We start from the raw sequence: 18032 nt of genomic DNA, 5'->3' as shown, positions 1-18032 counted from the left end.
GATACTGATGTACTATCTTTCTTCTGGCATGGATTTTACAGCATCAAATTACGCTCAAATGTATTCGATCTAGTATGATTTATTCTCAATATATAGTAAAAATATTCTTTTAAATCAATATAATCTAAAAACTTATTTTATCTAGAGGTTGACAGCGTCAGCTGCTTCTTATACATCTTAAAACTTCAATAATATTTGAATTATTAGTTGCAGTATGACCTAATGAGCTAATCATCTTATTTCTATGTGCACTGTGATGTAATTGTAATTTTTTCTTTTTACCTAATAAGTATATATACTTATTCTTTGGTTTGTCCTCATCTAAATACTCAGCTTTAAATGCTCGATAGTTGATTTAGAATTTAACTGAATTTCTCGGCTGAGCTGTTTGAAAACAAGGGGTACTGGAGTTACTTCTTTGTTATAAGCCCTGCCAAGTTAAGCTGATTACCTCTAGCTCCAGTTATATCAACACTAATGTACTTTCAGGACATAATCTCTAGCCTCAATAATTTCTGGAGTGAGAAGGGTTGTTTGCTGCTTCAGCCATATGATTTAGAAAAGGGCGCAGGGACTATGAGCCCTCATTCTTTTTTAAGAGCGATAGGACCTGAGCCTTGGGCTGTAGCTTACCCAGAGCCCTGTCGTCGTCCTACTGATGGTAGGTATGGAGACAATCCAAATAGAGCACAGCATTATTTTCAATATCAAGTTCTTATCAAGCCTTCTTTAGACGGTATACAAGAGATTTATTTATCTTCTCTTGAAGCCTTGGGGATTTCAGCTAAGGACCACGATATTAGATTCGTTGAAGATAATTGGGAATCTCCAACTTTAGGCGCATGGGGAGTGGGTTGGGAAGTTTGGCTTGATGGGATGGAAGTCACCCAATTTACTTATTTTCAACAATGTGGAGGTCTTGATTGCAAGCCTGTTTCAATTGAGATCACTTATGGCTTGGAGCGATTGGCAATGTATCTACAAAATGTTGAAAGTATTTGGGACCTTTCTTGGAATAAAAAGACTAAATATGGTGATATCTGGCTTCCTTTTGAAACAGGTCAATGTAAGTATAATTTTGAAGAATCTAACTCGGAAAATTTAAGGAAACTTTTTGAAATTTATGAGGAAGAGGCTCATCAGTTAATCGCTAAAAAACTACCTGCACCTTGCCTTGATTACGTTTTAAAATGCAGTCATACATTTAATTTATTAGAAGCAAGAGGGGTTATTTCTGTTACTGAGAGAACTAAGATTATTGCAAGGATTCGATCTTTAGCTCGTAAAGTTGCTGAAGCTTGGTTAGAGGAAAGAGAGTCCCTTGGCTTCCCTCTTTGTGCCGAAAATTAATTAACTCTAAGTAATAATTTTAGATTAATTCGCTAACTAATAGTTCGAATAATATATCTCGCTGTATAAAAAGATACTTCTAAGATCTTTCGCTCTGAAATGTTTTATTGAATACACTATTATTTGCTTGACATATTTGTGTGAGGACACAATGAAGCTTTTTCAGCGTTTGCTGGTAGCTCCTGCTGCTTTGGGCCTAATGGCACCATTAGCCGCTAATGCCGATGTTTCTCCGGTATCTAGCGAATCAGATCTTAGTTCTGAAATCATTCAGGCTCGTGTTGATGGCGTAGAAGCGCAACTCGGCGAAGTAATGGCTGGTCAGTTCTCTTCATCAACAAAGATGAGTGGTAAGGCTGCTTTCATTACTGGTTACGTTGATGATGATTCAGAGTCAGATACTGACAGCATCACTATGGAATATATGTATCAGTTAAATCTGAATACAAGTTTCACTGGTGAAGATAATCTTTATACCCGTATCAAGACTGGTAACGTAAGCGATCATTTTGGTGATTCTGGACAGGGTACTTACTTGTCAGCTGCTAATAAAAATGGCGGCACATTGAAGGTAGACAAACTTTGGTATCAATTCCCAGTAGGAGATTCTCTTCAAGTTTGGGTTGGACCAAGAATTGAAAACTACTACATGCTAGCTAGTTCTGCTTCAATCTATAAGCCAATTACTAAGCAATTTGCTAATGGTCCTAATGGCTCTTCTTATGGTTCAAGCACAAGCCCAGGATTTGGTGTTGCATGGACACAGGAAGTTGAAGATCCCTCTGCTGCTAGATGGGCTGTAAGTGCTAACTACACTGCTAAAGATGGAGCTGATTCATCAAGTGATAATGGCCTGTTTGGTGAGAAAACCAGGAATTTCGTCTTAACTAAGATTGAGTATGGTTCTCCTCAGTGGCAAGTTTCTCTTGCAACTTCATTTAAAGAAAATGGTGCTAATGGTTACGATGGTTACTACCATTCAAAACTTGCAGACCATGATGGTGATATCACTGCTTACGGTCTAAGAGGATACTGGAAGCCAGACGAAACAGGTGCTATCCCTGAAATTCAGGTTGGTTATGAATCTGCTTCTATGGACAGCCCTTCAGCTGGTCAGGCGGAAGATACATCAGGTTGGATGATTGGTCTTGGTTGGAAAGATCTTTTTGTTGATGGCAATAGAGCTGGTGTTGCATTTGGTTCAAGACAAGCTGCTACTGGTATAAAAGGTAGTGGATCTGATCCATCTGAGGACAATACAGTTTGGGAAGCTTATTACGAGTTCAAAATTAACGACGGCGTAACAGTAACTCCTGCTGTATTTGGATCAACAGATGTTGAAGCAGAAGGAAAGGACATCACTGGTGCAGTACTTCTTACAGAATTTAGATTCTAAATTCTTACGAATTACACCATTAAAAAACGCCCCAAAGGGGGCGTTTTTTTTTGTTTATTTATTGGCATTAAAAAAACTCCCATTCAGGGAGTTTTTTGTGAACTTAAAAGTTATTACCAGCAGTTTTCTCCTTCTCCAATTGGAATGCAAATATCTGCTTTTTTAGCTTTATCAGCAGCTTTTTGAGCAGCTTCGTCAAGCTTTCCTTCTTCATCTGCTTCTTGATCTGTGGTCCATTCCTTTAAACCACCCATATCTCCATGTTTTTCACCAGCAATTGAATTGACTGGAATAATTGCATTAGTAGATAAAGCTGCTGCTGCGGCTAGAAATATTCCGATGGGTGTTTTACTTGGCATGCCTAGTCCTAGTCTGATTTGTTTTATTTTGATAGGTCGCGACTTCTAATGAAAGTTCTTTTTTTACCTCTGCTTGTATAAAGTGATCGATTCAATCTCCTAATCTTCTTAGAATATTGCTGTAAGCCTGGAAAATTAAATCTAATTCATCGGATCTTCCATGTTTTGCTAGTAAGCCTTTTGCTCCTGCATCCAGTCCGAATAGGAAATTTCTATCTTCATTATTTTGAACATAGCTTTGAATCCAGCCTACACATACATGACGTTCACCATCTTTGACTTCAGCAACAGAATGTAGTTGAGTGCTCGGATAAATTATCATTTCTCCAGCAGAAAGTTTGATTTTTTCAGTTTTATTTATCGTCTGAATACATAATTCACCACCTTCATAATCTTCTGGCGCGTTTAAAAATAAGGTGAAAGATAGATCACTTCTTCCTGAGGGCATATATGGATTATCAATATGTGACCCATAGTGATGCCCAGCTAGGGATTGAGTAAACATGACTCCATGAATAAGACTAGGTAATGTAAAACTTTTTAGAAGAGGATTCGAGATTATTTTATTAACAATGATATCTCTAAGCTTAATTGATAGTTTTGAATTTTTATCTAATTGAAAATTAGATTTTTTTTCTGAAGCATGACTTCCTGCAGTCTTTTTACCATCTTGCCAAGATAATTTCTCTGCTTTTAGCTTATTGACTATTTGACGAGCTTCTGATTTGGCTATTAGAGAATGAGTTAAATATTCCATCTTTAATATTTAGATTTATTTTCTATCATAAAGTATAAATAAGATATCAATTTATACTTCGATACGTATCAAAGTTGCGAATCTATTTTTAGCAGTATCTTCTTGCCTAGTCTATACAAAGTTATTAATCCCTTCCCTAGATAGATTAATGAATTCAATTAAGCGTCTTTTTACTTCAGTAATAGCAGGTACTCTTTTAGTCTCTTCAAGTTTTAATTATGTAAAAGCCTCTGAGAGAGAAGTAAGAATTTATTCAGGCAGACATTACAACACTGATAAGCAGATATATAAGCAATTTGCAGAGGAGACTGGGATAAAAATCCGATTAATCGAGGCGACAGGAATTTCTCTAGTTGAAAGATTAAAAAGGGAAGGATCAAATTCTAAAGCCGATGTGATTCTTCTTGTTGATGCGGCTCGAATTAGCAATGCTGCCAAAAGTGGTCTTCTTCAGTCATATAGGTCTTCCAAATTAGATAAGAATGTTCCAGTGGAATATCGAGATCCTCAAGCAAGATGGTATGCCTTAACAAGAAGAGTAAGAGTCATGGTTGCTAATCCAAAGAAAGTTGATATAAATTCAATCAAAGATTATTCAGATCTTGCTAATCCTTCTTTGGACGGTCTCGTCTGTGTGAGAAAAAGGAGCAGTCCATACAATCAATCTTTAGTCGCCAATCAAATTGTTAATAAAGGAGAAGCCCAAACTAAAGAGTGGTTGAAAGGAATGATTTCAAATATTTCTCAGCCTTTTTTCCCTGGTGATATTGGTGTTATAAGAGCTGTTGCTCAAGGTAAATGTGGAGTGGGTATTGTCAATCACTACTATGTTTCAAGAATGCTTGCAGGTGTAAATGGTAGAAAAGATCAAAGGTTGGCTAAAAAAGTAAAGGTTCTTACTCCTAATCCTGCGCATGTGAATGTCAGTGCAGGTGGAATTGCTAAATATGCTGAAAACAAAGAAGAAGCTATTCAACTCCTGGAGTATCTTGCTTCTCCTGCTGGGAGTAGTGGGTTAGCTGGTCCAACATTTGAACACCCTTTAGTTGGTTTTAATAAAACCGATGAGGTTGCACAATTTGGAGGATTTACTCCTGATAGTGTGACCATTGATCAATTAGGAGCAAATAATAAAAAAGCCATACAGCTTATGAGAAAGGCAGATTGGGATTAAACAATTAAGAATTAGATTTTTAATTCTGCTTATTCTTAAGTGGAAAGAGAAGATTGCCTTAAACTAACTTCTATGGAGAGGTGGCTGAGTGGTCGAAAGCGAACGACTCGAAATCGTTTGATAGCTAAAACTATCCGTGGGTTCGAATCCCACCCTCTCCGTATTGACTAGAAGTTACATTTTTCTTACATATTTTCTTGAACACTTTTAAACTTAATGTATTGAATGTGCTTAAAATAAAGAAGAGGTGTAAATCATTTGGAAAAATCAGAAGAGCCTTCATCTTTTTATTATGAAGCAATTAATTTGATTGATTTAGATGATTATGATGGGGCCATTAACTCCATTAAAAAGAATATTGATAGTCTTGAAAACCCAGATGATATTGCTTTAGCATATTTAAATTGTGGTTTCTTGAATGATAAGTTAGGAGAAAATATATCTGCTATAGATGACTTCTCAAAGTCAATTTTTTTTGAATCTAAAATAGATATTATTAAACAAAGGTCTAAAGACATTTCATTTAGTGGTAGAAGTAACTCTAGATATAAAACTGGAGATTATCAGGGAGCAATAGATGATAAAAGAAAAGCTAAAAAAATTAGATTATTGGAAATTGATAAATCCAATGATTTAGATAACACTAAAATAGATTATAAAAATATTTTGTTAGGTACATTTAAAAAAATGGATCTAGAACCTAAATATAATGCTCTGATTAAAGGTTCAGAAATACGAAAAAGTAAATATGATTTAATTGCAGATTATAAAAAAGTGATTAGTGAGAAAAGAAAAGAGGAGGTAATAAATAAACTAGAGGTTATTAGTGAATCAAAGTATAAAATAGGAGATTATAAAGGTTCAATTAAAGCTATTAGAAGAGCAGAGAAATATTATTGATTATCAAAAAATTGGATTTATTTGTTTTCACCAATAAGGATCACTAAAAAATTCAACATTTAGTTCCTTTTTATCCGGAACTGTTGCAATACATGCACGGACTACTTCACCATTAACTTCTATTTCGCAAGCCCCACAGCTTCCTCCTAGGCATCCAGTAGGGATCTCGATATCAGCATCATAGGCAGCTTTTAACCAATCAACTCCAGGAGAGCAATTGCTTGATTTCTTGTTAGGCCAGTTTATTTTCACAGTATTCATTATTTAAATCATTTGATTAAAATATCTATATTTATATTTTTTTCGAAGGCATCAGTTAATAAATCTAATAATCTTTCTCTTTTATCACTATTGTTTTCTTCATCAATTTTTAAATGATTTAATCCCTTTTTCTGTCTTATTTTATTGATCCATTGTCTTCGCCATTCATCATTTTCAAAAATTCCATGTAAATAAGTTCCTCCAACAAAGCTTTTATCTTTTTTTTCTATTACCCACCCTAATGAACTGTTTTTAAATAGAGAAATAATTTCGGAATCTTTATTATTGATCAAATCACTTTCCCCGTAATGCATTTCAAACCCCTTTATATTCTGAGAAAATGGCCATGAAACTTTTTCTTCTCTTTGTGAGGTGTGCTTGATTTCTCTAAAAGTTGTTTTGATTGGAAGAAGATTCATCCCCATATTTGAAGATGTACTTGTTTCATTAATACTTTCCTGCTGATGTGGGTCTTCCAATGATTTTCCTAGCATTTGTAAACCTCCACATATGCCAAAAATATTTCCCCCTTTTTTGGCATAATTTTTTATTTGATTGCTCAAACCAGTTTTATTTAGACTTTCTAAATCTTTAATTGTTTGTTTGCTTCCAGGAATTATTAATACATCTGGTTCCCCTAGCTCTTGGCCAGGCTCTATCCATCGCATTTGAATACTTGAATCGCTAAAAAAAGGATCTAGATCAGAAAAATTGCTGATTCTAGGTAATTTTATTATTGCAATTTCTATTTCTGCACCTTGATTTATTTGTTTTCTTTCAAGTAAATCAAGGGAATCTTCAGGTGGAAAAATCTCTTTTAGCCAAGGTAATATTCCTAAAACTGGGATTCCTGTTTCTTTTTCTATCCATGTAACTCCTGTTTCAAATAATGCTTTATCACCTCTGAACCTATTAATAATTATTCCTTTAATTAATTTTTTTTCATCAGGCTTCATCAACGCAATTGTTCCAATGATTTGAGCAAAAACGCCTCCTCTTTCAATATCTGCTACTAAAATACAATTCGCATTTAAATATTTTGCTAATTTCAAATTTGTAAGATCTTTATGTTGCAAATTCACCTCTACGGGACTTCCAGCCCCTTCAAGAATCAGTCTTCCGTCGGTTTTACTCTTTAATAATATTGCTAGGCCTTTTTTAATAGCCTCCCAGCCTGAATCGAACCAGTCTTCGTAATAATTAATCGCTCTGCTAGTGCCGACACTTTTGCCTAGATGAATTACTTCACTTGTACAATCCCCTTTTGGCTTTAGAAGCACAGGATTCATTTCAGCACTTGGTTCTAAGCCTGCAGACCAGGATTGAAGGGCTTGAGAATATGCCATTTCTCTTCCCTTCGTATCAACCCAGGCGTTATTGCTCATGTTTTGGCCCTTAAAAGGTATTGGCTGTTCCCCTTTCCTTTTTAAGCATCGACAAATAGCAGTTGCTATGAGCGTTTTACCTGCGCCACTTGAGGTTCCTAAAACCATTAGTGGAGTCCTTTTGAGATCTATGTTCATCTCGGTGATAATTGATACTTTAGGCATTTAATTAATTTTTTTATAAGCGATAATCTTTTAGTAAATAAATCTGCATGGCTTTCTAGTACTTTTCTTCCTGTTGGTGTAATACGAACTTTTGAAGTAAGCCCTTGGCCATCAACTTCCCTTCTTAATACACCAATTTTAATTAACTTAAGAAATTCATTCTCTATGAATAAAGAACTATTGATAAACATAAATTCTTTTCTCAAATATTTTGATTTATTTTCAAAAATATCTTGAGCACTAAGACTCTTTTTTTGAAGACTTTGAAAAAGAAATAAGTTAAAGGGACAATTCCTAATCCCTTTCTTTGCTCTTATAAAGATTTTTTGGTCAATCAGCAACATTTAATTAAAAGGATTTATTTTTTAAATAGAAGATCAATAATGATCGTAAGTATTAAAAAATTTAGTTTTCTATGTTTGTGCTTGCCTCTGCATCCAAAGCACGTCAAAAATTACTTGATCAAATAGCTTTGAGACACAAAGTTATTGTAAGTGATTTTGATGAGACACAGCTTCAGGAACCAGATCCAATTTTGAAGGTAAAATTATTAGCCAAGGCTAAAGCTGACAGTGCATTAAAAAAGTTGATAGAAGAAAATCATGCCTTAAATACTTATCAAGCTTTATTAGGTTGTGATTCTTTGTTTGAGTTTAAGGGGGAAATTTTCGAAAAGCCAATTGATAAAGAGCAATTGATATCTAGATGGCAAAGGATGTCTGGTCAATCTGGTTTTTTACATACTGGTCACTGTTTGATTTCGTTGGATAATTCAAAATCTGATAGGGAAAGTATTTCACAAAATAATAGTTGCGATGGAGTTGTGAGCACAAGAATTGAATTTATGAATTTATCCAATTTTGAGATTAATAAATATGCTTCAACTTCAGAACCATACAATTGTGCAGGAGGCTTTGCCATTGAGGGAAATGGAGGACTTTTTATTAAAAAAATAGATGGATGTTTTAGCAATGTTATTGGTCTTAGCTTACCTTGGTTAAAAAATAATTTAGAAAAATTTGGTTTATCTCGCTTGCTTTTAGATAGATAAATAATATTAAGGTCAAATATTTTTAACCATAAAAAAAGCCCTCTTATTAGAGGGCTTTTTTTATTTATTGAGAGATCTAATCTAGATCAGGCATTGAAAGAGCAGGCTCTTGTGAACGACTGATACCTTTTTCAAATCCAGCCGCAGCGGCTCTCGCACGACCGGCATGCCAAAGATGACCTACAAAAGTAAACCAACCAAGGAAGAATTGAGCACCTGCTAGCCATTGACGCAAGTTAACAAAGTTAACAGCATTGGGCTCAGTAATGATTCCACCAACTGAGTTGATAGAAGCGTTTGGAGCATGTGTCATGTATTCAGCAGCGCGGCGAACTTGCCAAGGCTGAATATCATTTTGAATCTTCTCAAGGCTGAGACCATTTGGTCCTCTAAGAGGCTCAAGCCAAGGTCCTCGGAAATCCCAAAAACGCATAGTCTCTCCACCAAAGATGATTTCACCTGTAGGAGAACGCATTAGGTATTTACCTAAACCAGTCGGACCCATTGTTGAACCTACATTTGCTCCAATTCGTTGGTCACGAACTAGGAATGTAAAACTTTGGGCCTGAGAAGCTTCAGCGTTTGTTGGACCGTAGAACTCAGATGGATAGGCAGTGTTGTTAAACCAGATGAAACATGAGGCAACAAAACTTGCGACACAGATTCCACCTAACGCATAACTTAGAAGACCTTCACCGTTCCAGATAAAGGCTCTTCTTGCCCACCCGTAAGGCTGAGTGAAGATATGGAAAAGACCACCAATTATTTCAATCACTCCCAGGTAAACATGTCCTCCGACAATATCTTCCATTGAGTTAACACCAACCATCCAACCACCACCACCCCATGGGGTTGATAGCAGATATCCAAAAATAATTCTTGGATCGAGTGTTGGGTTGATCAACCTAACTTCTCCTCCACCTGGAGCCCAAGTGTCGTATGCACCACCTATGTACATCCAGTTAATGGACCATAGAAGAGCTCCAACACCAAGAACAACCAAATGAAAACCAAGAATATTGGTCATTTGGTTTTTATCTCTCCAGTCAGTAGAGAAGAATGGGAAATCTTCTTCAAGTTTCTCTGGGCCTGCAAGGGAGTGAAAAACACCACCAAAGCCAAGGATTCCAGATGCAACTAGGTGAATAACACCAGCAATGAAGAAAGGCCATACATCCGTGACTTCTCCACCTGGACCAATGCCGTATCCAAACATGGCTACGTGAGGCATACAAATTAAGCCTTGTTCCCACATGGGTTTATCCATGGTGAAGTGACTTACTTCGAAAAGCATCATCGCGCCTGCCCAGAACACAATTAGTCCTGCGTGAGCAATGTGAGCGCCTAAAAGTCTTCCTGAAAGATTGATTAGCCTTGCATTTCCTACATACCAGGCGTAACCAGTCTCTTCAAGACTTTGATTAGGAGCTTTGAGTAAACTATTAAAGGGCGTTTCCACGTGGGAGTACCTCCTCAGGGAATACAAAGTTTTCGTGTGGTTGGTCTACAGAAGACATCCATGCACGCATACCTTCATTAAGAAGGATATTTTTTGTGTAGAAAGTTTCGAATTCAGGATCTTCAGCAGCTCTGATTTCTTGGCTAACAAAGTCGTAAGCACGAAGGTTTAGAGCTAATCCAACGATTCCAATTGATGCAGCCCACATACCTGTTACTGGTACGAAGAGCATCAAGAAGTGGAGGAAACGCTTATTTGAGAAAGCAATTCCGAAAATCTGACTCCAGAAACGGTTTGCTGTAATAAATGAGTAAGTTTCTTCTTCTTGAACTGGATCGAAACCTCTGAAAGTAGAACTCTGAGCTTTACCTTCAGAGTACTGACTTGAATCTTCATAAAGAGTGTTCTGAACTGTTGCACCGTGAATAGCACAAAGAAGAGCACCACCAAGAATTCCTGCTACTCCCATCATGTGGAATGGGTTAAGCGTAATGTTGTGAAATCCTTGAATGAAGAGGATGAAACGGAATATTGCTGCAACTCCAAAAGAAGGAGCGAAGAACCAACTGTGCTGTCCTAATGGATAGATAAGGAAGCAAGCAGTAAATACTGCAATAACTGCTGAGAAAGCAAGTGCGTTATATGGACGGATACCAACTAGTCTGGCAATTTCGAATTGACGAAGCATGAAGCCGATAAGACTAAACGCGCCGTGAAGAGCAACGAAATTCCAAAGGCCACCAAGTTGGAACCAACGTGTTAAATCGCCCTGAGCTTCTGGTCCCCAAAGGAATAGAAGACTGTGACCCATGGCATCGCCAGGAGTACTAACAGCGGCTGTGAGGAAATTGCATCCCTCAAGGTAAGAACTGGCTACACCATGGGTGTACCAGGAAGAAACGAAGGTTGTACCTGTAAACCATCCACCAATAGCTAGGAAAGCCGTAGGGAAGAGTAGTAGTCCAGACCAACCAACAAATACGAATCGGTCGCGCTTTAACCAGTCATCGAGGGCGTCAAACCAACCTCGTTCTGTTGCGCTTCCAACAGCGATCGTCATGGGAGGAGCGTTGCTGAGCTTTTGTATACGTCGAGGACTTTAACAACGATGACGGGGTTTGTGGGTAAATCTTTAACTTGATGAAATCCCTTGTATTGAAATGAGATAAAATCAATTTTTTTTATTTCTACTTATTAATTGTCAAAAACTTAGTCTCTATAATGTTTTGAAAGGGATGTGCTTCCCAATTTCATTAGATTATGTCATCTGAATCAAAGTTAAGCCAATCAGAAAAAGAGCTATCTGGTTTGGTTTTAGAACAGAAAATTAAAGGTTCGCGTAAGGTTTCGAACTATCTTGTTGCTTCGATGCTAAGTATCGGAGGTGTTGGATTTTTGTTGGCTTCATTCTCTAGTTATTTTGGAAGAGATTTTTTACCACTAGGAAACCCTTCGACCCTGATTTTTGTTCCTCAAGGCTTGGTTATGGGGCTATACGGTGTAGCGGCTTTCTTGCTGGCTATTTATTTTTGGAGACTAATAAATATTGATTATGGTTCTGGCGTAAATAGATTTGATAAAAATAAAGGAGTTTTATCTTTATCTCGGAGAGGTTTATTCAAAAATATAGAAATAGAAATCCCCATTGATGAGATTAAAGCTGTGAAATTAGAGGTAAGAGAGGGTTTTAATCCACTAAGAAGAGTATCTTTGAGGATTAAAGGTAGGAAGGATTTACCTATATCTCGAGTTGGATCTCCTCAGCCATTATTGGATTTAGAGAATGAGGGGGCTGAAATTGCGAGATTTTTAGAGGTTAACCTTGAAGGAATTTAATAATAAAATTACTAATCTTTCAAATAATTCAATTTTATCTTATAGATTTTTTCAACCGGTTTATATTTTTCTATTTGTCAATTTGTTTTTGATTTCGGGATGTTCAAATATAAATAAAAACGAAGATATAAATATATGCTCTACGACAAAACTCCCCTGCATAGATTCAAATGAATATGTATTGTTTATTACTAATAAAGGCAATATAAAGTTAGAGTTGTATGGTGAATTGGCCCCAATAACTGTTGGAAACTTTATAGATTTTATCGAAAAAGGTTCTTATAATAAAACAATTTTTAACAGGGTTATTAAAAAACCCTACCCTTTTATTATTAGAGGTGGAGACAATACTTCAATAGGAAATCAAAATAAGTCTATAGATACTAAAATAAAAGACAAAAGATATATTCCCTTGGAAATAAAATTAAAGACAAGCAATTTACCAATATATGGAAAAGAAATAGATGAACCTAGTCAAGTAAATAATATTGAACTTAAGCATAAAAGATCATATTTATCTATGGCAAGATCTAAAGCATTAAATTCAGCAAGTTTGCAATTTTATATTTTACTAAAATCTTTACCTGAACTTGATGGAAGGTACGCTGTTTTTGGAAAAGTGATTAGTGGTATGAATATAGTTGATTTAATTCAAGAAGAAGATTTTATAATTGAAGCTAAAAGAGTTGACTCTTGAAGAAAAATATTATTTTTTAGGTTTTTAACATTTCTGTATTTACACCTGAGGCCCTCTTAAGAGCAACTTTCCCTGTCCGAGCAATTTCTAAAATTCCATAAGGCTTCAATAAATTTTCCAGAGCAACAAGTTTGCCTGGATCACCAACTACTTCAAGTGTCAAAGCACTATCCGAAACATCTACAACTTTTGCTCTGAAAACTTGAACAAGATCTAATATTTTCCCTCTGTTTTCAGATGAAGCAGAGACTTTCAAGAGCATCAACTCTCTCTCTACAGCTGGTAAAGTTGTCAAATCGAGAACTTCTAAAACATTGATTAATTTGTTTAGTTGTTTGGTCATTTGTTGAAGCGTCGATTCATCTCCTTGAACGACCATTGTTAATCTAGATATCCCTTTGGCTTCTGCAGGACCAACAGCCAAGCTATCAATATTAAATCCTCTTCTTGCAAAAAGGCCTGCAATCCTGCTTAGTGCTCCAGATTCATCTTCAACTAAAACTGAAAGTGTGTGCTTCATATTTTTTACTTAGAAGTTTTTAAGTTCTTCAGCCATTTCATAACAATTTGATTGAAATGTTTCGGTAATTCATCGTGGGGACAATGGCCTGCTTCGTCAACTACGGTTAATTTAAGCCAAGGATGGAGCTTTATTAGTTTTTTTCCTAAAAATATAGGTATCAATTTATCCTGTTTTCCCCAAATTAATAAAATTGGGGGACGATTTGGCAGGTTTTGAATCTTCTCAATAATAGATGGACCTTTTGCCAAATTTGGTCTATTGCTCATTCCAATGCACATAGATCTTAGAGCTTTGGATGCGTTGACTCTCTGGGCTGGGACTGTAACTATCCTTTTTAGAGGAGTATCATTTAAAATTGAGCGAAAATAGGCGCTTTGAAGAGCAAAAGTAATTAATTTTGTTCTTGATATCAAATTTACTAATGTCTTAAGTGGAAATAAATGAAAAACAATTTTTATCAGAAAACTTTTAACTTTTAAAAGCCAATTTGGAAAAGAAAATTTAATTGGATTAACAAAAACTGGCTCTGGTAGTGGTGCTGCAATTATTGTTTTTATTAACTCTGGTCTATTAGAGAGAGTTGTGATTGCTGTTAAAGCTCCCAATGAATTTCCAATTAATATAACTTTTCCGTTCTTTTGAATGTCAACAATTTCATCAAGAAAAGAAGCTAATTGATTTGCCCAAAATTGATTATCTAAATGCTTTCTTTTACTTTGAAGATTTTGCTCTGATTTTCCAAAACCTATTAAATCTATTCCGAAGACCCTAAAACCTTCTGATGCAAATATTTCTGCATTATTTCTCCAGTGATCGCTGCTTGCTCCAAACCCATGAATTAGAACAATGGGAGGATTAGATTCCTCTCCAGTCACTCTGAAGTGAACCCTAAGATCTTTGTAGCTCCAATACTTAGACTCACCCCAATGAGGAGATCCCATTAAAGGTTCTTTATTATGAATATTTTGCTGCATTTAGATCAAGAATCAATTTAACTTTGTTTTTTATCATTAGTAGTTTCATTTTAAGTTTATTTTAAAAATTTGCTCATGCCTTTGGATTGTGGACTGAATGTAAGGTCTTTAGGTTTTAATAGTAAATGAGTTAAGTTATCTGAATGGCATCAGAAATTTTTGGAATCGCTGCAGTCTTTTGGGTTTTGATTCCCGTTGGACTTTTAGGAGGAGTCCTTCTATTGAAACTTCAAGGTGATTAATTTCCACAATCCATAGTTTGCCCATTTAAGCTCGACTCTTGTAATGAATTCAACTATGCAAGTTCTGGTGATTGGTGGCACAGGAACTCTTGGTCGCCAAATAGCCAAAAACGCCATAGATGCAGGGCATAAAGTGCGCTGCATGGTTAGAAAACCAAAAGCTGCCTCATTCCTTCAGGAGTGGGGATGTGAGTTGACTCGTGGCAATTTATTAAATAAAGAAGATATTGAGTATGCACTTGATGGCATTGATGCTGTTATTGATGCAGCAACAAGTAGACCTGATGATCCTCGCAGCGTCTACGAAACTGATTGGGATGGAAAATTAAATCTATTTAACGCTTGTGAAGAAAAAAATGTAAAAAGAGTAGTCTTTTTATCTTTGTTAGCGGCAGAAAAATATAGAGAAATTCCATTAATGGATATCAAATATTGTACTGAAGAATTGTTGGTCAGTTCTTCTTTGGACTACACCATTTTGCAAGGTGTTGCTTTCATGCAAGGAGCCATAGGTCAATTCGCTATTCCTATCTTAAATAATGAACCAGTTTGGATAAGTGGGAATCCTACTGATATTGCTTATATGAATACGCAGGATATTGCTCGATTTGCTGTTGCAGCCTTAGATAGGCCTCAAACCATAAAAGGAAGATTCCCAATAGTTGGACCGAAAGCATGGAGTGCTAAAGGCTTAGTTGATTTATGTGAAAAGTTCAGTGAAAAAAGAGCAAGAGTATTAAAAGTTTCCCCAACAATAATTTCTATTGCTCAATCAGTTGTATCGTTTTTCGAACCAACGTTGAATGTTGCAGAGAGGCTCTCTTTCTCTGAATTGAGCGGTAGTGGAGGAAAGTTGGATGCTCCGATGGAAGATACTTATACGGCTTTTGGGTTAAATCCAGCCGATACAACAACAATGGAGGGTTATATAAAAGAGTATTACGGAGTCATATTGAAAAGGCTTAAAGATATAGGAGTTGATCTTGATATTGAAGAGAAAAAGAAATTCCCAATTTAAGCTATTGCAAATAAATAGTTAGTATGTACTATTAGGGAAACCAATTTTTGCGATGTCTATTAGTCAAATTAAGAACCTTAATAGGAGATTAGAAAATCTATCTAAAGAAGCGTCTTCGGAACTGGATAAGTTATGTGGAAATGAATTATGGAAAAGTATTGGTTTTGAAGCTTTTGATGGTTTAGCTGATGCAGGCTTAAGAGCTTCTGCGAATTATTATTATGGACAATTTCAAACTGCTCGAGAGTTGCAAGACATTTTTAGTTAAATATACATTTATTGGTTAATTAAAGACTTTTTAGAATACAATAATTTTAGTTAATTAGTGATGAAAAAAACCACATGATTGAAACATCCGGCGTTATTGAAAAAGAACAAGGCAATGGATTTTATCTTGTAACTCTTGAACAGCCCGCTGGACATCAATGCTTGTGTAGGGCCGCAGGAAAATTAACAAAATTCAGAATAAAATTGCTTGCAGGAGATAAGGTTCTTGTTGAAATCAGCCCCTATGATTTAACACGTGGTCGTATTACATATAGAGAAAGAAACGTAGGACCTGGAGGAGGAAGGCAAGGTGGCAATAGACCAGGAGGGCCCAGGAAAAGATAGACCTTGAATCGCTAATTAATTAGTTCATCCAATGCGGCTTTATATTCACTTCTTGTTTTAACACCTTTCCATTGTTTTTTTAATTCCTTATTTTTAAAAAGATGTACTGTTGGAGTACCGCTTACTTCAGCTTGCTTGGCAATATCTTGGTCGTTTTCAATATCAATTTCAACACCTATAGCTTTCCCTTTTGACTCGTTAAGAACTCTATGAAGTTGGGGCTTGAGAATGTGACAAGGGCCACAGCTACTGGATGTGTAAACTACGAAGAGAGGTTTTTCTGTCTCATGATATAACTTTCTTAGTGCATAACTTCCCTTTTGCCATGTCTTCTCGGGGTCGAAATTTGCCTCGTTACTAACTTCTAAAATTTTTGTTGTATCAGCCTTTGAGGGCTCTAATTCAACCCTTTTTATAAGTGTTGCTAAGTTGTTTTTTGTGAGCCATCTTTCAGCAGCTAAAGCTGCTTTGCAACCGCTGCCTGCCGCAGTAACACCTTGACGCCATTCCGAATCAGCAACATCTCCAGCGGCATAGACGCCTTCTAATGAGGTTTCAGGTCTTCCAGGTTGTGTTAGTAAGTAACCTTTTGAGTCTGTACTTAACTGATTTGTAAATAAAGACGTGTTGGGAGTATGTCCAATTGCATAAAAAAGTCCCTTAGCTAAAATTTCTTCTTCTTGGTTAGTGTCTCTTCTTTTAACTTTTAATTTCTCTAGCCAATCATTACCCAAAACATCTAAAAGCTCTGTCTCCCAATGAATCGTAATGTTGGGATTTGCTTCTACTCGATCGGCCATTGCAGCTGAAGCCCTAAGTTTCCTTGATCTGACTAACAAATGTACATGGCTTCCATATTTTGTTAGATATTCGGCTTCTTCACAAGCCGAGTCCCCTCCTCCAACTACGGCAAGTTCCTCATCTCTAAATTGAGGTGTTGCTCCATCGCAAATTGCACAGGCACTAATACCCTTACTCCAAAATAATTTCTCATTTTTAAGGCCTAGACGATTGGCGCTTGCTCCGGTGGAAATAATTAAGGAGTTTGTTTTGATTTTTTGGGTAGTAGTAACAATAGAAAAGGGTCTTTTGCTTAGATCAATTGATATGGCATCTTCTTCAATTAGATTTGTTCCCCATCTCACAGCTTGTGCTTTTATTAAATCCATCAATTCTGGACCTTGAACTCCATTTGGAAAACCTGGGAAATTCTCTACAAATGTTGTTGTCATTAATTGACCACCTGGAATTCCCCCTTTTTCAAACCCAGTAATAATAAGCGGTTGTAGATTTGCTCTTGCCGCATAGATAGCAGCGGTATATCCAGCGGGTCCTGAACCTATAATTACTAAATTTTCAGTTTTTAATTCTTTGTTCTCGGCTGGCATGTAATACCAAATCAAACTGATTTATACGATATAAGAAAAAATCGTGAAAGTGTATTTAAAGCATTAATAACTTGGATTATTTTTTCATCTCAAATTTATTTAGAATCAACGTTCTAAAAGTTCATCAGCATCAAAATTTTCTCTTTGAAAGTCAGGAACCTTTAAAGTTGATGCTTTTACACCCTCAGGGTAGGTGTTTATACAAGTAATCCATTCACAAAATTCTTGGCTGATAGCGTAACTATCTTCGTACCTTTCCACGCTATCAAGTAAAGCTATTCGGCTTGCAGCCCAACAGCTCGCAATACTTATTCTCTTATTGAAAGAAGCATTCATGATTAATCCCCAACGAGCACACATTGACATGCCGACGGGAGGTTAACTTGTGTTTTTTGGTACAAATTAGCGTTTTGTCTGGAAAACGAAATTATCACTTAAGATTTTAGATTTTCTTTATAATTACCAATGGGGTGGCTAAAAGTTTG

General features: G+C 36.2%; 22 protein-coding genes and 1 tRNA gene. 12 read left to right on the top strand and 11 right to left on the bottom strand.

The genetic code is table 11. The annotated features are described in order from the left end of the window. Window positions 1-477: 477 nt before the first annotated feature. Window positions 478-1350, top strand: a complete 873-nt coding sequence (gene glyQ / locus PMN2A_RS07065) for a glycine--tRNA ligase subunit alpha (protein ID WP_011294866.1) — start codon at window positions 478-480, stop codon at window positions 1348-1350. 151 nt (window positions 1351-1501) lie between these two features. Further along, complete coding sequence (locus PMN2A_RS07060; protein WP_011294865.1) at window positions 1502-2746, top strand: iron uptake porin; 1245 nt, start codon at window positions 1502-1504, stop codon at window positions 2744-2746. A gap of 113 nt (window positions 2747-2859) precedes the next feature. Here the strand turns inward: PMN2A_RS07060 and PMN2A_RS07055 are convergent, their stop codons facing one another. Next, window positions 2860-3105 (bottom strand): hypothetical protein, encoded by a 246-nt coding sequence (locus PMN2A_RS07055; protein ID WP_011294864.1) that lies wholly within the window; start codon window positions 3103-3105, stop codon window positions 2860-2862. 91 nt (window positions 3106-3196) lie between these two features. Further along, window positions 3197-3862, bottom strand: coding sequence for a Fe2+-dependent dioxygenase (locus PMN2A_RS07050; RefSeq protein WP_011294863.1), 666 nt, complete (start codon window positions 3860-3862; stop codon window positions 3197-3199). 148 nt (window positions 3863-4010) lie between these two features. Here PMN2A_RS07050 and PMN2A_RS07045 point away from each other — a divergent pair, with 148 nt between their 5' ends. From PMN2A_RS07045 to PMN2A_RS07035, 3 genes are all read left to right on the top strand, one after another. After that, the gene (locus PMN2A_RS07045; RefSeq protein ID WP_011294862.1) at window positions 4011-5036 is read left to right on the top strand and encodes an extracellular solute-binding protein; all 1026 of its coding nucleotides are present in this window, start codon (window positions 4011-4013) and stop codon (window positions 5034-5036) included. Between the two features lie 74 nt (window positions 5037-5110). Next, window positions 5111-5197 (top strand) — tRNA-Ser (locus tag PMN2A_RS07040). A 97-nt stretch (window positions 5198-5294) separates the two neighbouring features. Further along, the gene (locus PMN2A_RS07035) at window positions 5295-5936 is read left to right on the top strand and encodes a hypothetical protein (protein WP_011294861.1); all 642 of its coding nucleotides are present in this window, start codon (window positions 5295-5297) and stop codon (window positions 5934-5936) included. A gap of 27 nt (window positions 5937-5963) precedes the next feature. On the opposite strand, the gene PMN2A_RS07030 is transcribed toward PMN2A_RS07035, so the two are convergent. The 3 genes from PMN2A_RS07030 to PMN2A_RS07020 are packed head-to-tail and all read right to left on the bottom strand — an operon-like array spanning window position 5964 to window position 8091. After that, complete coding sequence (locus tag PMN2A_RS07030; RefSeq protein ID WP_011294860.1) at window positions 5964-6197, bottom strand: 2Fe-2S iron-sulfur cluster binding domain-containing protein; 234 nt, start codon at window positions 6195-6197, stop codon at window positions 5964-5966. A gap of 8 nt (window positions 6198-6205) precedes the next feature. Further along, window positions 6206-7720: a cobyric acid synthase gene (locus PMN2A_RS07025; protein ID WP_011294859.1), complete on the bottom strand. Its 1515-nt coding sequence runs from the start codon at window positions 7718-7720 to the stop codon at window positions 6206-6208. Continuing rightward, entirely contained in the window at window positions 7717-8091 is a 375-nt protein-coding gene (locus tag PMN2A_RS07020; RefSeq protein ID WP_011294858.1) for an Npun_F0494 family protein, read from the bottom strand. Before PMN2A_RS07020 ends, PMN2A_RS07025 begins: the two co-directional genes overlap by 4 nt. Before the next feature lie 71 nt (window positions 8092-8162). Here PMN2A_RS07020 and PMN2A_RS07015 point away from each other — a divergent pair, with 71 nt between their 5' ends. Beyond that, complete coding sequence (locus PMN2A_RS07015) at window positions 8163-8798, top strand: nucleoside triphosphate pyrophosphatase (protein ID WP_011294857.1); 636 nt, start codon at window positions 8163-8165, stop codon at window positions 8796-8798. Window positions 8799-8874: 76 nt separating this feature from the next. Here the strand turns inward: PMN2A_RS07015 and psbC are convergent, their stop codons facing one another. Together psbC and psbD are read right to left on the bottom strand one after the other, a co-directional pair. After that, window positions 8875-10257 carry a photosystem II reaction center protein CP43 gene (gene psbC, locus PMN2A_RS07010; RefSeq protein WP_011294856.1) on the bottom strand — a complete coding sequence of 461 codons (1383 nt, stop codon included), beginning with the start codon at window positions 10255-10257 and terminating at the stop codon, window positions 8875-8877. Next, window positions 10241-11317 carry a photosystem II D2 protein (photosystem q(a) protein) gene (psbD, locus tag PMN2A_RS07005; protein ID WP_011294855.1) on the bottom strand — a complete coding sequence of 359 codons (1077 nt, stop codon included), beginning with the start codon at window positions 11315-11317 and terminating at the stop codon, window positions 10241-10243. The genes psbC and psbD overlap by 17 nt, the downstream gene beginning before the upstream one ends. 200 nt (window positions 11318-11517) lie before the next feature. Between psbD and PMN2A_RS07000 the strand changes: the two genes are divergently transcribed. After that, entirely contained in the window at window positions 11518-12093 is a 576-nt protein-coding gene (locus PMN2A_RS07000) for a photosystem I assembly protein Ycf4 (RefSeq protein WP_011294854.1), read from the top strand. Then, the gene (locus tag PMN2A_RS06995) at window positions 12080-12790 is read left to right on the top strand and encodes a peptidylprolyl isomerase (protein WP_011294853.1); all 711 of its coding nucleotides are present in this window, start codon (window positions 12080-12082) and stop codon (window positions 12788-12790) included. Before PMN2A_RS07000 ends, PMN2A_RS06995 begins: the two co-directional genes overlap by 14 nt. A gap of 16 nt (window positions 12791-12806) precedes the next feature. Here the strand turns inward: PMN2A_RS06995 and ilvN are convergent, their stop codons facing one another. Continuing rightward, window positions 12807-13310, bottom strand: a complete 504-nt coding sequence (gene ilvN / locus PMN2A_RS06990; protein WP_011294852.1) for an acetolactate synthase small subunit — start codon at window positions 13308-13310, stop codon at window positions 12807-12809. Between the two features lie 5 nt (window positions 13311-13315). Further along, window positions 13316-14287: an alpha/beta fold hydrolase gene (locus tag PMN2A_RS06985; protein WP_011294851.1), complete on the bottom strand. Its 972-nt coding sequence runs from the start codon at window positions 14285-14287 to the stop codon at window positions 13316-13318. Window positions 14288-14430: 143 nt separating this feature from the next. Between PMN2A_RS06985 and petM the strand changes: the two genes are divergently transcribed. The 4 genes from petM to infA all read left to right on the top strand — a co-directional run bounded on the left by petM (window position 14431) and on the right by infA (window position 16159). Then, entirely contained in the window at window positions 14431-14529 is a 99-nt protein-coding gene (gene petM, locus PMN2A_RS06980; protein WP_011294850.1) for a cytochrome b6-f complex subunit PetM, read from the top strand. 55 nt (window positions 14530-14584) lie between these two features. Next, window positions 14585-15547 carry an NAD(P)H-binding protein gene (locus PMN2A_RS06975; RefSeq protein ID WP_041711241.1) on the top strand — a complete coding sequence of 321 codons (963 nt, stop codon included), beginning with the start codon at window positions 14585-14587 and terminating at the stop codon, window positions 15545-15547. Window positions 15548-15599: 52 nt separating this feature from the next. Next, window positions 15600-15815 carry a hypothetical protein gene (locus PMN2A_RS06970; RefSeq protein WP_011294848.1) on the top strand — a complete coding sequence of 72 codons (216 nt, stop codon included), beginning with the start codon at window positions 15600-15602 and terminating at the stop codon, window positions 15813-15815. A gap of 74 nt (window positions 15816-15889) precedes the next feature. Further along, window positions 15890-16159 carry a translation initiation factor IF-1 gene (gene infA / locus PMN2A_RS06965; protein ID WP_011294847.1) on the top strand — a complete coding sequence of 90 codons (270 nt, stop codon included), beginning with the start codon at window positions 15890-15892 and terminating at the stop codon, window positions 16157-16159. An 11-nt stretch (window positions 16160-16170) separates the two neighbouring features. On the opposite strand, the gene trxB is transcribed toward infA, so the two are convergent. Both trxB and PMN2A_RS06955 read right to left on the bottom strand, forming a co-directional pair. Continuing rightward, a complete protein-coding gene (trxB, locus tag PMN2A_RS06960) occupies window positions 16171-17547 on the bottom strand; it encodes a thioredoxin-disulfide reductase (protein ID WP_011294846.1) in 1377 nt (458 codons plus the stop codon). A gap of 105 nt (window positions 17548-17652) precedes the next feature. Next, complete coding sequence (locus tag PMN2A_RS06955) at window positions 17653-17883, bottom strand: hypothetical protein (RefSeq protein WP_011294845.1); 231 nt, start codon at window positions 17881-17883, stop codon at window positions 17653-17655. Window positions 17884-18032 lie beyond the last annotated feature (149 nt).

It is taken from the genome of Prochlorococcus marinus str. NATL2A (genome assembly GCF_000012465.1).
GTDB classification, from domain to species: Bacteria; Cyanobacteriota; Cyanobacteriia; order PCC-6307; family Cyanobiaceae; genus Prochlorococcus_B; species Prochlorococcus_B marinus_B.
The sequence above is the reverse complement of the archived record's forward strand: the minus strand, read 5'-3'. Positions and strand labels throughout refer to the sequence as shown.

What these genes read in the sequence shown, in the direction of transcription:
- glyQ (WP_011294866.1), top strand. Translation starts at nt 478, where the DNA reads ATGTACTTTCAGGACATAATCTCTAGCCTCAATAATTTCTGGAGTGAG.
- PMN2A_RS07060 (WP_011294865.1), top strand. Translation starts at nt 1,502, where the DNA reads ATGAAGCTTTTTCAGCGTTTGCTGGTAGCTCCTGCTGCTTTGGGCCTA.
- PMN2A_RS07055 (WP_011294864.1), bottom strand. Translation starts at nt 3,105, where the DNA reads ATGCCAAGTAAAACACCCATCGGAATATTTCTAGCCGCAGCAGCAGCT.
- PMN2A_RS07050 (WP_011294863.1), bottom strand. Translation starts at nt 3,862, where the DNA reads ATGGAATATTTAACTCATTCTCTAATAGCCAAATCAGAAGCTCGTCAA.
- PMN2A_RS07045 (WP_011294862.1), top strand. Translation starts at nt 4,011, where the DNA reads ATGAATTCAATTAAGCGTCTTTTTACTTCAGTAATAGCAGGTACTCTT.
- PMN2A_RS07030 (WP_011294860.1), bottom strand. Translation starts at nt 6,197, where the DNA reads ATGAATACTGTGAAAATAAACTGGCCTAACAAGAAATCAAGCAATTGC.
- PMN2A_RS07025 (WP_011294859.1), bottom strand. Translation starts at nt 7,720, where the DNA reads ATGAACATAGATCTCAAAAGGACTCCACTAATGGTTTTAGGAACCTCA.
- PMN2A_RS07020 (WP_011294858.1), bottom strand. Translation starts at nt 8,091, where the DNA reads ATGTTGCTGATTGACCAAAAAATCTTTATAAGAGCAAAGAAAGGGATT.
- PMN2A_RS07015 (WP_011294857.1), top strand. Translation starts at nt 8,163, where the DNA reads ATGTTTGTGCTTGCCTCTGCATCCAAAGCACGTCAAAAATTACTTGAT.
- psbD (WP_011294855.1), bottom strand. Translation starts at nt 11,317, where the DNA reads ATGACGATCGCTGTTGGAAGCGCAACAGAACGAGGTTGGTTTGACGCC.
- PMN2A_RS07000 (WP_011294854.1), top strand. Translation starts at nt 11,518, where the DNA reads ATGTCATCTGAATCAAAGTTAAGCCAATCAGAAAAAGAGCTATCTGGT.
- ilvN (WP_011294852.1), bottom strand. Translation starts at nt 13,310, where the DNA reads ATGAAGCACACACTTTCAGTTTTAGTTGAAGATGAATCTGGAGCACTA.
- PMN2A_RS06985 (WP_011294851.1), bottom strand. Translation starts at nt 14,287, where the DNA reads ATGCAGCAAAATATTCATAATAAAGAACCTTTAATGGGATCTCCTCAT.
- petM (WP_011294850.1), top strand. Translation starts at nt 14,431, where the DNA reads ATGGCATCAGAAATTTTTGGAATCGCTGCAGTCTTTTGGGTTTTGATT.
- PMN2A_RS06975 (WP_041711241.1), top strand. Translation starts at nt 14,585, where the DNA reads ATGCAAGTTCTGGTGATTGGTGGCACAGGAACTCTTGGTCGCCAAATA.
- PMN2A_RS06970 (WP_011294848.1), top strand. Translation starts at nt 15,600, where the DNA reads ATGTCTATTAGTCAAATTAAGAACCTTAATAGGAGATTAGAAAATCTA.
- infA (WP_011294847.1), top strand. Translation starts at nt 15,890, where the DNA reads ATGATTGAAACATCCGGCGTTATTGAAAAAGAACAAGGCAATGGATTT.
- trxB (WP_011294846.1), bottom strand. Translation starts at nt 17,547, where the DNA reads ATGCCAGCCGAGAACAAAGAATTAAAAACTGAAAATTTAGTAATTATA.
- PMN2A_RS06955 (WP_011294845.1), bottom strand. Translation starts at nt 17,883, where the DNA reads ATGAATGCTTCTTTCAATAAGAGAATAAGTATTGCGAGCTGTTGGGCT.